At 34.0% G+C, this 13,625-nt stretch carries 9 protein-coding genes and 2 tRNA genes; 9 read left to right on the top strand and 2 right to left on the bottom strand.

Features of this window, described 5'->3' with window-relative positions; all coding sequences use genetic code 11:
- Positions 1-8: 8 nt before the first annotated feature.
- The 9 genes from K8V80_RS07515 to K8V80_RS07555 all read left to right on the top strand — a co-directional run bounded on the left by K8V80_RS07515 (position 9) and on the right by K8V80_RS07555 (position 10,142).
- Positions 9-83, top strand: a tRNA-Val gene (locus tag K8V80_RS07515).
- 38 nt (positions 84-121) lie between these two features.
- Positions 122-196: transfer RNA gene (locus tag K8V80_RS07520), tRNA-Val, on the top strand.
- A 171-nt stretch (positions 197-367) separates the two neighbouring features.
- Entirely contained in the window at positions 368-1,234 is an 867-nt protein-coding gene (locus tag K8V80_RS07525) for an EamA family transporter (RefSeq protein ID WP_276776647.1), read from the top strand.
- Positions 1,235-1,510: 276 nt separating this feature from the next.
- Positions 1,511-2,452 (top strand): cation diffusion facilitator family transporter, encoded by a 942-nt coding sequence (locus K8V80_RS07530; RefSeq protein WP_276776649.1) that lies wholly within the window; start codon positions 1,511-1,513, stop codon positions 2,450-2,452.
- A gap of 85 nt (positions 2,453-2,537) precedes the next feature.
- The gene (locus tag K8V80_RS07535; protein WP_276776652.1) at positions 2,538-3,206 is read left to right on the top strand and encodes a response regulator transcription factor; all 669 of its coding nucleotides are present in this window, start codon (positions 2,538-2,540) and stop codon (positions 3,204-3,206) included.
- Positions 3,207-3,208: 2 nt separating this feature from the next.
- Positions 3,209-4,603, top strand: a complete 1,395-nt coding sequence (locus tag K8V80_RS07540; RefSeq protein WP_276776655.1) for a sensor histidine kinase — start codon at positions 3,209-3,211, stop codon at positions 4,601-4,603.
- Positions 4,604-4,691: 88 nt separating this feature from the next.
- The gene (locus tag K8V80_RS07545; protein ID WP_276776657.1) at positions 4,692-7,832 is read left to right on the top strand and encodes an efflux RND transporter permease subunit; all 3,141 of its coding nucleotides are present in this window, start codon (positions 4,692-4,694) and stop codon (positions 7,830-7,832) included.
- Positions 7,822-9,018 carry a TolC family protein gene (locus K8V80_RS07550; RefSeq protein ID WP_276776660.1) on the top strand — a complete coding sequence of 399 codons (1,197 nt, stop codon included), beginning with the start codon at positions 7,822-7,824 and terminating at the stop codon, positions 9,016-9,018. The genes K8V80_RS07545 and K8V80_RS07550 overlap by 11 nt, the downstream gene beginning before the upstream one ends.
- A complete protein-coding gene (locus K8V80_RS07555; RefSeq protein WP_006743557.1) occupies positions 9,018-10,142 on the top strand; it encodes an efflux RND transporter periplasmic adaptor subunit in 1,125 nt (374 codons plus the stop codon). The genes K8V80_RS07550 and K8V80_RS07555 overlap by 1 nt, the downstream gene beginning before the upstream one ends.
- Before the next feature lie 268 nt (positions 10,143-10,410).
- Here K8V80_RS07555 and K8V80_RS07560 read toward each other — a convergent pair whose 3' ends face one another.
- Both K8V80_RS07560 and K8V80_RS07565 read right to left on the bottom strand, forming a co-directional pair.
- A complete protein-coding gene (locus tag K8V80_RS07560) occupies positions 10,411-11,295 on the bottom strand; it encodes a WYL domain-containing protein (protein ID WP_276776663.1) in 885 nt (294 codons plus the stop codon).
- A 473-nt stretch (positions 11,296-11,768) separates the two neighbouring features.
- Positions 11,769-13,523: an LTA synthase family protein gene (locus K8V80_RS07565; RefSeq protein WP_276776665.1), complete on the bottom strand. Its 1,755-nt coding sequence runs from the start codon at positions 13,521-13,523 to the stop codon at positions 11,769-11,771.
- Positions 13,524-13,625: the final 102 nt, after the last annotated feature.

Below are 13,625 nucleotides of genomic sequence, written 5' to 3' on the forward strand. Positions count from 1 at the left end.
AACGATACGGGCGTTTAGCTCAGCTGGTTTAGAGCATCTGCCTTACAAGCAGAGGGTCGGCGGTTCGAATCCGTCAACGCCCACATTTTAAGAACAAATAACCTATTGGTTTAAACAATACGGGCGTTTAGCTCAGCTGGTTTAGAGCATCTGCCTTACAAGCAGAGGGTCGGCGGTTCGAATCCGTCAACGCCCACACCCGTTTAAAAGAGCAGTTACATTTTTATGTGGCTGCTTTTTTTATTCTAAATAGAGACCTTATAAAAGCTTAACTTTAGTTTCTGATACAGAGAACTAGAAGTGTTAAATTTTTACTACTAGATATTATTCTCGGTAGCAATTTTATTTTGATTAATAAATTATAGTTATGAGAAAGCCATCACCAGCTACGGCTATACCTGCCGTATTATTGTCGATGATAAGTGTGCAAAGTGGTGCATCAATAGCAAAACGATTATTCCCTGTTTTAGGAGCTAGTGGCACGAGTACTCTACGAATAGGGTTATCTGCTATTTTGTTGTTTTTGGTAAATAAGCCCAAACTTTTTTCTTTGACAAAACAGCAGTGGATGTATAGTATTAGTTATGGTTTATTTCTTGGTGGTATGAATTTATTATTCTACTGTGGTATAGAGAGAATTCCTTTGGGTTTAGGTGTTACAGTAGAATTTGTAGGGCCATTAACACTCGCCTTAGTAAGTTCCAGAAAACTACAAGACTTGTTGTGGGCTTTGTTAGCTTGTATGGGTATATTGCTTATTGTACCCTGGAATAATAACGGAATCGACCCTATAGGCCTATTATTCACACTCTCTGCAGGAGCTTGTTTGGCTGCCTATATTGTGATGGGGGGTAAAATATCGAAGATTATGAATAATGGTGATGCTGTATCAATAGGTATGTGTGTGGCTACTTTGTTTATTTTACCCTTTGGTATTTTTAGTGGAGAATTGGCCCATGTTACTTGGGTTTACTTTATAATGAGATTGGGTGTTGCCATATTCTCTAGTTCGATACCTTTTACTCTCGATTTTATAGGATTGAAATATTTGCCAGCCAAAACCTTTAGTATATTGATGAGCTTACATCCTGTTTTTGCTGCATTATTTGGATTATTGTTTTTGAGTGAATTTTTAGAAATAAATCAGTGGATTTCTATTTTATGTATTGTAACTGCTAGCATTGGTTCAACTTTGTCGGCTCATAAGTATTCAAAGCATCATAAGGTAGCATAACCCTTGAGTTATAGGGAGATTAAGAAAACTAGGCTTGAGCTATTTTATAGTTTGAGCCTTTTTAGTATGACAAAAGATGAATACTAGTGTGGGTAGATAAGTTAATATATTATCAAATATTAGTCAGATTGTTTATCAAATATTAAACTATTCAAGTTGTTTTAGGTTGTCGAGAAAGATACTTATCTTTGTCGCTCACATAATTAGAACGACTTTGTAGCTGTCTAATAACTAATAAATTGTCATCCTAAATTAAACTATATACCTTATAATAAGATGAGCCAAAATTGCTTAAAAGAAAAAACACTTATTCGTACTTCTTGGATTAGTGCAATAGGTAATTTTATTTTATCCGTTTTAAAAATATCAATAGGTGTTTTTGCTGGTAGTTTAGCTGTTCTGGGTGATGGTATTGATTCTGCCACCGATGTAGTCATTTCTATCGTAATGATATTTACTGCAGGAATAGTAAATAAACCTCCTACAGCAAAATATGTTTATGGATATAAGAAGGCTGAAGGGATTGCTACTAAAATACTATCTTTAATTATTCTTTATGCAGGGCTTCAGATGTTATTCTCCTCAGGAAAAGCTTTGTTCTCTGATGAAGTAAGAGAGCTACCACAATTGATAGCGATATATGTGACTGTGTTTTCTATTTTTGGTAAACTACTTTTGGCATGGTATCAGTATAAAGCAGGGAAGAAGGTGGATAGTCAATTGCTTATAGCAAATGCTGTTAATATGCGTAATGACGTATTAATCTCTTTAAGTGTACTTTTGGGATTGATATTTACCCATGTGTTTAATTTACCTATTCTAGACGTTATCACGGGTCTTATCATTAGTTTCTTTATTATAAAATCGGCTATCGATATCTTTAAAGATTCCAATGTAGAGTTGATGGATGGGGTACAAAATGAGGCAGTATATGATGAGATATTCAAAGCGGTAGAATGTGTTAAGGGAGCTAGTAATCCTCACCGAGTTCGTTCTCGTCAGATAGGGAATATGTATATGATTGCACTAGATATTGAGGTAGATGGAGATATTAGTTTATATCAAGCTCATCAGATAGCTAATGATGTTGAAGATAGTATCCGACACTCTATCAATAATGTTTATGATATTGTAGTGCATGTAGAACCCAATGGTAAAGACCATCATATTGAAGAGTTTGGTGTGGATCAAAAGATGATTCGTAAAGTTGGTCATTAAGATACTTTTCCTCTTTTATATTCCTATCCTCATTTAAAATTTCTAGTTTTGTCTGTACTCTTACCTCACAATAAATACAGATACTATGCATATAGCTATTATAGAAGATGAAATAGGTATAACCAATTTCCTAAAGCAAGGACTTGAAGAAGAAGGCTACAATGTTACCATTGCCCATAATGGGGAAGATGGCTTATCTATGGTCTTAGAAAAATGTCCCGATTTAGTTTTGCTTGATTGGATGTTACCTCAGATACAAGGCATAGATGTTTGTCGCTTAATTCGTCAAGCAGATCAAAGTACTCCCATACTCTTTTTAACAGCTAAAGATACGATTAATGAAACAATCGAAGGGCTACAAGCTGGGGCAAATGACTATATCAAAAAACCCTTTAGTTTTGCTGAACTATTAGCTAGAATAGAAGTGCATTTTCGTGAAAAAGAGGTTCTTAAAAATCAATTAAAATTAGGTAATATATTATTGAATAAGTCCACTTATCAAGTGATAAAGTCGGGAGAAGAAATACCTTTAACACAAAGAGAGTTTGAACTTTTGGAGTTTCTTATCGCTAATAAAGGAGAAGTTTGTTCTCGGCAGCTGATTATTGAAAAGATTTGGAATATAGACTTTGATTATGATACAGGAGTGATAGATGTTTTTATTAATGCTATTCGTAAAAAGCTGTCTATGGATAAAGATGAGGGTTATATAAAGACTATTCGTGGAGTAGGGTATATCGCTACAGAAAATTAATTATGAGGTACTTTTCATTTAAAAATAGAATTGCATCGGCTTACATCTTATCAACAGCAATATTGATAGGCTTAATCTTTGGTGTTCTTTATCTCTTTGTGCGTGTAAGTGTATTCTCTCATTTAGATGAGGACTTACAGTTGGAAGTGAATAGACATTCCGAAGCCTTGGTTGTTAAAGATGGAGTAATCGCTCTCAAAAACCATGAAGAGTGGATGGAAAGAGAACATAATACTCTGGGCGTAGATCCTGTTTTTGTGGAATTTACAAATGCTCAAGGTGAGGGAATCGATAAATCTCCTAACTTGAAAACGGAAAACTTACTTTTATCAGATAAGCATAAAGATTACGAGTTCTACGATTCTAAACTACTGAATAAAAGAGTCAGGCAAGTTCAATTGCCAATAGTCGATGAGGCCAATCATTTGGCGGGATATTTATTAGTCGCAGTATCATTGGAAGGAAGAATGGTTGTGCTTGATGCTTTGAGCCGAATTATCTGGATTAGTTATCCTCTTGTTCTAATTGCACTATTCTTCGTTGCTCGTATTATCGTTGGTAGGAGTATTCGTCCTATAAATAGTATCATAGAAACGTCCAATAAAATAACTAGAGACAACTTAGTTTCTCGTATTCCGTTGCCCGAAAATCACGATGAGTTATTTATTCTTTCTCAAACTATAAATGATTTGCTTGATAGGGTAGAACAAGTCATTGAGCGTGAAAAACTTTTTACATCTTATGCATCACATGAGTTTAGAACCCCTCTTGCTGTCCTTAAAGGAACATTAGAAGTAATGATTCGTAAACCTAGAAGTGATGAAGAGTACCGTCATAAAGTGAATTATTGCTTGCGAGAAATAGATCGGTTGGATTTGCTGATTGATCAACTATTGCTTTTAACTAGATACGAAAGTCAGAAGAAGACCTTGACTTTTAAAGATTTTAAGTTAAAAGAGATTGTGGATATATCAATTAATCGCATCCGAAGTGAAAAACAATATAGTCGGATTTATACTCAAAATCATATTCCTGAGTCTGTAACAATATATACCGATGCATATATTTTTTCTACCATCTTAGATAATATATTGTCTAATGCCTTTAAATACTCAAAAGAAGAAGGTAAAATAGATGTATCTCTGAAAGAATATGGGGATACGCTGGTTTTGCTTGTTCAAGATTATGGGCAAGGGATTGCGCCTCAAGATTTAGAACATATTTTTGATGACTTTTATCGGGCAAACTTAGCTATAACTTCAGAAAATAAAGGCTTTGGGTTAGGTCTATCTATTGTAAAAAGATTGTCACTTCTTTTAAATATTGACGTTTCTATAAAAAGTGAATCGCAAAAAGGGACGATTGTCTCATTAACTCTCCATAAATCAAAATCTTAAGCAAATCTTAAGACAATATTAAGGTATCCTTAAGGATCCTTTTTGTATTCTTCATCTACCTTTGTTTCGAATATAAAAAAGAAAGTAGATGTTAGAGAAGATTATTCGTCTAAGCTTAAGATATAAATTAATTGTTCTATTATTAACGCTTGTTTTGATGGCGTATGGTATTTACTCCATATTCCATATACCGATTGGAGCAGTACCTGATATTACTAATAATCAGGTACAAGTAATTACTACATCACAAAACTTAGCTACAGAAGATATTGAGCAATTCATTACCTATCCTATAGAAATGGAAATGGCTAATCTCCCTGGAGTGAAAGAAATCCGTTCTGTTTCTAAGTTTGGTTTATCTGTTGTTACGATTGTTTTTGAGGAGTCATTAGGAACTTACTTACCCAGACAGTTAATTTCAGAAAAACTCAGTGCGGCTGCGGCTCAAATTCCAGAAGGTTTTGGTGAGCCAGAGATGGGACCCATAAGTACTGGGCTAGGTGAGATTTATCAGTATACATTAGAGGTAAAACCAGAGTATAAAGGACAGTATAGTGTAACAGACTTGCGTACAATTCAAGATTGGATTGTTAAAAGGCAACTCTCAGGCATAAAAGGAGTTGTGGAAATAAATACTTGGGGTGGTTATTTGAAGCAATATGAGGTTGCTATTGACATGCCTCGGATGAAAGCAATGAGTATTACTACTACTGATGTACTGAATGCACTCGAAAACAATAATAATGTTGCTGGAGGTGCTTATATTGAAAAGACAAATCAAAGTTATTTTATTCGTGGTGAGGGTAAGATAACTAGTTTATCTGATATTGAGAATACTGTAATCAAGAATGAGAATAATATTCCAGTTTTTATTCGAGATGTTGCTGATGTTCGATTTGGTAGTGCCAATCGTTTTGGAGCTATTACAGGGAATGGCGAAGGAGAAAAGGTTCTAGGACAAATTATGATGTTGAAAGGAGCCGATTCTAAGCAGGTAATTACAGATGTCAAAACACGTATTGATGAAATTCAAAAAACACTGCCTGAGGGTGTTTATATTAATGGATTTCTAGAACGTAGTGAATTAGTAGCGAAAACTACTACAACCGTAGCTGAAAACTTAATTTTAGGTTGTTTGATTGTCATATTTGTAGTGGTACTGCTGCTGGGAAATCTTCGATCTGGTTTTGTTGTAGCTTCAATTATTCCCCTTTGTCTGCTGTTTGCTCTATCTCTGATGAATATTTTTGGTATTGATGCAAACTTGATGAGCTTGGGGGCAATAGACTTTGGTATTATTATTGATGGAGCTGTTATTATAGTTGAGTTTGTGGCAACGAAGATTACACATAATTCTGCTGTCTTGGCAGCAATACCTAATAAGCTAGAACGCAAACAGAAAATAGATGAAATAACTTTTGAGAGCTCTTCAAAGATGATGAACTCTGCTATCTTCGGTCAGTTAATTATCTTAATAGTATTCGTGCCTATCCTATCCTTAACTTCTGTAGAGGGAAAGATGTTCCGACCCATGGCATTAACTTTTAGCTTTGCAATAATAGGAGCTATTATTCTTTGTTTAACCTATGTGCCCGTAATGTCTGCATTATTCTTGAAGCCTCAAGAGCTAAACCCACAATCTATTACTGCTCAGATCTTGAACTTCACAAAGAAAACTTATTTACCTGTTATAAAATGGGCTATTCATCACACTAAAATAGTTATTGGTGGAGCAGTTGTGTTGGTAGGACTTACAGCGTTTATCTATTCAAGAATGGGAGGAGAGTTTATTCCTCAACTCGATGAAGGAGACTTTGTTATTCAGCCTGTTTTGAAGACAGGTACATCTCTTTCCAAAACGATTAAGATCACAACAAAAGTAGAACAAATACTGCTAGATCAATTTCCAGAGGTGGATCAAGTTGTAACTCGTATTGGTGCAGCAGAAGTACCAACTGATCCTATGTCAATGGAAGAGACAGATATTATTGTACGATTAAAGCCTAAAAAGCAGTGGAAAACTGTAAATACAAAAGAAGAATTGGCTGAAAATATAAAAGAAGCCCTAGCAGTTATACCTAATATCCTAGAGATTGAATTTAGTCAACCCATTGAGATGCGTTTCAATGAATTGATATCGGGTGTGCGTTCAGACATAGCAATTAAGGTTTTTGGAGAAGACTTGAATCTCTTGTCTCAAAAAGCCGAAGAAATTAAAGCTGCTATATCTCATGTTCCTGGAGCAGCTGATATAGTAATAGAAAAAGTAGATGGACTGCCTCAGATGAGTGTAAATTACGATCGAAATCGAATAGCACAATATGGTCTAGATATAAAAAGTGTAAATAATATTATCTCACTAGCTTTTGCTGGTGCTCATGCAGGTGTAGTATTTGAAGGAGAAAAGCGGTTTGATTTAGTTGTCAGATTAGATAAAGAAGATAGGAGTGATATTGAAGCTCTTCGTAATTTATATATTCCATTGCCTAATGGTGGACAGATTCCTCTCCGAGAAGTAGCATCGGTACAATACACAGAAGGGCCTGCTATGATTTCAAGAGATGATACGAAAAGAAGGATTGTTATTGGTATTAATGTTCGTCATAGAGATATGCAAAGTGTGGTAGATGATATCCAGCCCATTATTGAAAGTACAGTTGATCTACCTCCTGGTTATACCATATCCTACGGAGGACAATTTGAAAATATGCAGAATGCTATGTCCCGATTAAAACTTGTTGTTCCCATTGCATTAGGGTTAATCTTTATCCTCTTGTATTTTGCTTTTCATAGCTTGAAAGAAGCATTACTTGTTCTTACGGCTGTACCTCTTTCTGCTGTTGGTGGTGTATTCTTACTTTGGTTGCGTGGTATGCCTTTTAGTATTTCAGCTGGGGTTGGTTTTATTGCTTTATTTGGTATTGCAGTGCTAAATGGTATTGTGCTAGTAGAACATTTGAAAGATCTTAAGATGAAGGGTATGAAAGATATTGATGAGATTATCTTGAAAGGTACAGTTGATCGTTTACGTCCTGTATTTCTTACTGCAGCATCAGCAGCATTAGGGTTTTTGCCAATGGCTGTATCCGCTTCTGCAGGAGCAGAAGTGCAGAGGCCACTAGCTACCGTTGTAATTGGAGGTTTGTTTACTGCTGCATTGTTAACGATGGTAGTATTACCTGTTTTATTCAAAGTGTTTGATAAAAATTTGTCGAGTAATGAAAAATAATATAATTCTGGTATTGCTATGTCTATGCCCTACTATCGTGATAGGGCAAGTGCCTAATGATGAATTAGACGAACTTATAGAAAAGGCAATACAACATAATAAATCGATTCGTTCTAGTGAGGCCAATGTTGCTTCATATAAGGCGAATGTGCATACGGCTTGGGATTTGGGTAAAACCAATGTGTATTATAGCTATGATGCTAATAATCTTGCAGCTAATGATAGAGCATTAAGAGTATGGGGTATAGAGCAAGAATTTCAGTTTCCTTCTCTTTATGCCACACAAAGAGGATTGAATAAATCTAAGTGGATGGAACAAAATGCTTTACATCAGATAGTATTAAATGATGTTTCTCTATCCATATCTAAGATTTATGATAGAATTGTCTTTTTACAAAATAAGGAGGTTTTATTTCAACGGCTAGATAGCTTATACGCTTCGTTTGCTCAGGCTGGTACCAGAAAGTTTGAACTAGGGGAGGCAAATTATTTAGAAAAACTTACGACAGAATCAAAGACCAAACAAATAGCGCTGCAACTAAAGCAAGTTCAAGCAGAAAAGCGTTCTACTTATGAACAGTTAGCAGCTATGGTACAAATCGATGAACCTTTAATTATTCAATGTAAAGATCTTCAAGTCTTTCAATTTAGAGATGAAGTAGGAGGTAAATATTGGAAAGAGGAATATTTAAACCGAGTAAGTCACTCACTAAAAAAAGAGTTAAGTCTCCAATCTCAAAGTTGGATACCTAGCTTTACTATTGAGTTGTTTACTGGAACTAATCCTTCTTTGGATAAAAGGATGAATGGTTTTCAGATAGGAATAGGAATTCCTTTAGTGTTTAATAGTAATATTGCAAAAAGGAAGAAAGCTAAATTTGCCCAACAAAGCTGGAACTATGAAAGAGAAAGTAAACAGATAAAAATGGATAAATATATTCTCCAAAAACGGAGTGATATCTCACAACTTCAAGAGAACATTAGCTATTATGAAAATCAAGGAAAGAGACTTTCTAGTGAAATAATAAAAACAGCAGAAGGCAGTTATAAAGGGGGTGAAATAGATTATTTTCAATTTATCCAGAGTATTGAAAATGCCACAGATATTGAAGTCCAGTACTTAGAAAGTGTTTTAGCCTATAATAAAGCTTGTTTAGAATTATATTACTTTGATTATAACGAATAATGATGAAAAGATTACTCTATATATTACTAGGAATAAGTTTAGCTGCTTGTGGTAATAAAGCAAGCAAAGCTCCTCAAGTAGAAGAACCCGAAAACTCAGATACAGTACTTGTTACAAATGCTCAGTTTGAATTAATGAATATGGCTGTAGATACTGTAGGAATGCATCGATTTGAAAAGGTAATACCCCTTAGTGGAATAGTAGATGTACCACCTCAATATAAGGCGATAGTAAGTACCCTTGTCGATGGTTATATCAAAGATATCTATGTTCAGGAGGGCGAATCAGTACGAGCAGGACAACTTCTTTTTACCTTAGATAGTCCGGAATTCCTACAACTGCAAAAAGATTACTTAGAGTATTGTTCTCAGTTAGACTTTTTAGAGTCTGAATATATTCGTCAGAAAACACTTTTCGCTGAAAATATAGTATCTAAGAAAAAATTTCTTGAAGCCGAAAGTAATTATAAAGTAGCAAAAGCAAGTGTTTTAAGTTTAAAGCAATTGCTTTCTCAGCTCAATGCAAATGTAGAAAGTATTAATAGTGGCAATATTAATAAATCTATTCATATATACGCATCAATAAGTGGTGATATAACCAAAGTTTATGTTACGAAGGGGCAGCCTGTATCAAAATCAGACTTAGTTGCAGAAATTATTAACCCCAAAGAGAAAGTTATTTTATTATCTGTATATGAAAAGGATATATTTGATATTTATGATGGGCAAGAGCTTTCTTTTACTATTCCTCAAGCTCCTGAAATGATGTTTCGAGCAACTGTGCATAAAATAGGAAAGTCTTTAAATGGAAGTGAGAGAACCATATCGGTTCAAGCTGTTCTCACAGATAAAACAAAAACTCAGCTAATTGTAGGGATGATAGTACATGCCAGTATTATAGTAAAAGCGAAAGAGTATTTGAGTGTACCCTATGAAGCACTTATATCAAAAGATGGTGTTGATTATATCCTGAAATTGAATAAAAAAGTAGAAAACGGATATTCTTTTATACTAACTCCTGTTGAAACAGGTGTAAGGAATGAGGATTTAGTGGAGATAATTCCCAGTAAAGAAGTTTCTCAAGGTGTGAATTTCTTATCTAAGGGTGCTTATGATATATTGTGATTTTAAGAAATTAATAAAATCATTTTAAAACCTTAGTTAGCATAACAATACATAGAAAAAAGGTTGGTATCGTGAGAGTGATTGATCAGGGTCAAAAGAGTGACATGTCGGTGTCAAAGCATTACGATGTCGGTGTCAAGATGAAACCTTAATTTTATAACTAAAAACGGATAAGTAACCTTTTTTCGATGTGTTTTTCGCATTTAGAAACAATAGAGCTTGTCTTATTTAGTTTTAAGACAGGCTCTATTGTTGTGGTTATTCTGTTTCAATCTTGATACAAATTAAGCATACTCTGTATAGTCGATTTTATTTCATCTCTAAAGTTCTTTGGTCCAAGTATTTCCAACATTTCTCGATTACTTAGTAGCTCTTGTATTAAGTCGAAAGTGGGTCTTACATAAATTTCAAAATCTGTATATTTGGCTGTTTTTTGTAATATACTTTGTGAAGAGTGTATTGGCACATCTTGTATATACAAATTTTGAGGAGAGTAGGCTCTAAACTGAATGCGAATAGGTTTGCCTACACGAGTGATACCAAAACAATGTTCATAATAATTTTTTAGATTAAGCATTTCACTGTTTTCATCTGAAATGAAATATTTAGTTTGAGTTAATTCAATATCATGAATCCTTTCTAAAGCAAAAGTATAAGGTTGTTTCTTTTTTAATTCCTCTCCAATAACATACCATCTCTGTTTAAATAGCCTAACAAAGCTAGGAGCAATAATGTAGTCTTTTGGTTTATTACTATGGTGTGACTGATAATGTATCTTTAGTCCTTGAGAATTATCTATCGCATCGAAAATGATGTTTAGGTGTTCATATCCAGTAGGAGGAGCTTCTACCACTACATTTTTATTATTCTTTATTCGCTCCGTCAAACTTGTAATTTTATGAGCACTTAATAGCCATTGATGTATTTCTTTTAGTGGGCTATCATTTTCGTCTCCTGATAATACATATCGAAAACCTTTTGTTCTTGCGCATTTTATTTCAATGTCAAAAAGACTTTCTGCATATCTGCAATATCTTGTAAAAGAACGTTGAGGTATCTCTTTTTTTTCGTTGTTCAAGGGTGAATTCATCCACCTTGTTTGTATCTCTTTATATGTTAAGTTCTGATGCTGTAGCGTGTTGACTAACCACATGCAAAAATCTTTTCTAAGTAGCATGACTTATCTGGTATAAGTAGTATTTGTTTTTTTAATTGTGTTTTATCTAATCTCTGATATAATAAAATCGTAAAATAGCATCTCTTATTTGTTGATATTTTTATAAATGCAATATACTGTTTAGAACTAATGCCTCTTTCTTGATTTTAGTGAGAAATAAGATGTGTCTAAATTTAAGGAAATAAAAGGATTCCAAATAAGTATTTCTACAATATGTTTTCATTATTTTATGCGATAGGAATGCTTATTCTGCTTTTAAACCATTATGTAGCTCATAATCAATGAGGAAGTAAAGTGTTCTATTATTAACCTATATTGAAAGGAAATAAAGGAAGAGTCATAAATTGAGATGTTGAATAGATGTTGGTCTAAAACTATTGAAATTCATTAATCTAACGAAAGATATATCGTTGTCAATATTTATTCTTGAATATGTAAAAACACTTTATTTAGAGAGCATCCATATCTAAATAAACTTTTTGTATGTATGCTTTGAGCTGAGATAGAAAAGGCTCTTCTTTTTCCCCTATGCTTTGGACTTGTGCCGACTTTAAGTTGAGAATAACTCCTCCCTCTTTTGTCCATAGTCCTGCAAACTCAGGAAACGAAAAATAACCATAATGCATAGCATTACTGTCTAGCAGGTTTTTGCTATAGTTGAAATCTTGGTGAGGTAATTGTAGTTGAGCTAAAAGAGTTGCAGCTAAATCTATTTGTGAACCTATGGTGTGTATGGTATCAGGTTTGGATATGGCACCACCAGTCCATATGAGAGGAATGTGATAACGGTCTAGTGAATTGTTAGACAAGTTTTCTGGAAATGCTCCTTGATGATCAGGGATTAAAATGATGAGGCTATTTTCCCATTCTCCAATTGTTTTTAAATTTTCTATAAAATTAGAAAGGCATTTATCTGTATAGGCAAAAGCATTTGCTTTATTACTTTCAAATTGATGAATTGGCACTTCAAAGGGTTCGTGACTACTCGATGTTTGAATAATAGAGAAATGAGGTTTTTCTTGCCTCCTGACTTTTAAATATTCTATGGCTTTGTCAAAAACAAATTCATCATGTACACCCCATTTGCTTAGTTTTTGTTGAATAGGGAAATCTTTGTCTGATACTATATATTCAAATCCAGCTCCTTTTAGATAAGCATTGAGATTCGTAAAATTAATATCTCCCCCATAAAAATAGCTTAAATCATATCCTGCATTCTTCAATGTAGAGGAAATACTTGGTAATTTTTGAGTTTTACGAGTATATTTCATCACACTCGTATTGGGCTGTGAGGGAAAGCCACTCAATATGGATATAAGTCCTCTATCTGTACGAAAGCTATTTGCATAAAACTGGGTAAAATAAATAGAAGAGTCGGCTATGGCATTTAAGTGTGGAGTAATCGTTTTTCCTTCTACTTTAGTTTCCATAAGAGGAACAGAAAAGCTTTCAAGAAGTACTAAATAAATATTAGGTTGGGTGATTTTTAATAGATTTCTCGTTTCGATTTCATCTGATACTCTATGATTGAGACTATCTACTAAGTTGTTAGCTTTTTCTTTTGAGAAATATTGGAATTGCTTGGAAAAGTTTTGCTCTTTCATACTCGACTCCATTAAGCTAAAAATAGGATTTATGGCAGCTTGGTTTAGTTTTTCATCGGTACTAAAATAGACCCTACTCAGATTCATTGTAGAGACTGTCCAGCCGCCACGGATCCCTAAGAAAATTAGGCCAAGGCTTATGCAAAGAAGAAGCGTACTTTTAATTTTAAGCGAATTTGTAGTGAGCCAATATTTAGGTTTTAACACAGCCTTAGTGATACAGAAGTATAGAATAGCTATAATAGAAGGAATTCCAATTAATCCTAGAATATACTCAGGTAAAGTGATACTAGCCATAGCACTCCGGGGTGAAGATACGAAGTAAAACAAAGGAGTAGTATCCAATCTAAATCCCCAATAGCTGTACAATTGTAAATCAATAATAAATAAAAGAGCTATTATAGTACTAATAAATAATGAATAACATTTAAGTATAGTTAGTAGAGATTTACTAATCCAAAAGATGGAGATAAAACCAAGTATAGTAGGTATTACTAAAAAATAACAAGCCATGGTAATATCCATGGGTAACCCTGCTTGGATGACAGCTGCAATAGTCTTCAAGTTTAGCTCGGAATAGATTCCAGCATGATACTCCATGAATATGGGCTTCTGGATAATAAAAAAGATAAGTAAGAGGATGAAGAATTTTATGAGAGGTATGATGCGTTGGAACATGATTGCTTATTCAGTTATTTATTG

This window comes from Bacteroides coprosuis (assembly GCF_020741705.1).
Lineage (GTDB): Bacteria > Bacteroidota > Bacteroidia > Bacteroidales > Bacteroidaceae > Bacteroides_E > Bacteroides_E coprosuis.

What these genes read in the sequence shown, in the direction of transcription:
- K8V80_RS07525 (WP_276776647.1), top strand. Translation starts at nt 368, where the DNA reads ATGAGAAAGCCATCACCAGCTACGGCTATACCTGCCGTATTATTGTCG.
- K8V80_RS07530 (WP_276776649.1), top strand. Translation starts at nt 1,511, where the DNA reads ATGAGCCAAAATTGCTTAAAAGAAAAAACACTTATTCGTACTTCTTGG.
- K8V80_RS07535 (WP_276776652.1), top strand. Translation starts at nt 2,538, where the DNA reads ATGCATATAGCTATTATAGAAGATGAAATAGGTATAACCAATTTCCTA.
- K8V80_RS07540 (WP_276776655.1), top strand. Translation starts at nt 3,209, where the DNA reads ATGAGGTACTTTTCATTTAAAAATAGAATTGCATCGGCTTACATCTTA.
- K8V80_RS07545 (WP_276776657.1), top strand. Translation starts at nt 4,692, where the DNA reads ATGTTAGAGAAGATTATTCGTCTAAGCTTAAGATATAAATTAATTGTT.
- K8V80_RS07550 (WP_276776660.1), top strand. Translation starts at nt 7,822, where the DNA reads ATGAAAAATAATATAATTCTGGTATTGCTATGTCTATGCCCTACTATC.
- K8V80_RS07555 (WP_006743557.1), top strand. Translation starts at nt 9,018, where the DNA reads ATGATGAAAAGATTACTCTATATATTACTAGGAATAAGTTTAGCTGCT.
- K8V80_RS07560 (WP_276776663.1), bottom strand. Translation starts at nt 11,295, where the DNA reads ATGTGGTTAGTCAACACGCTACAGCATCAGAACTTAACATATAAAGAG.
- K8V80_RS07565 (WP_276776665.1), bottom strand. Translation starts at nt 13,523, where the DNA reads ATGGAGTATCATGCTGGAATCTATTCCGAGCTAAACTTGAAGACTATT.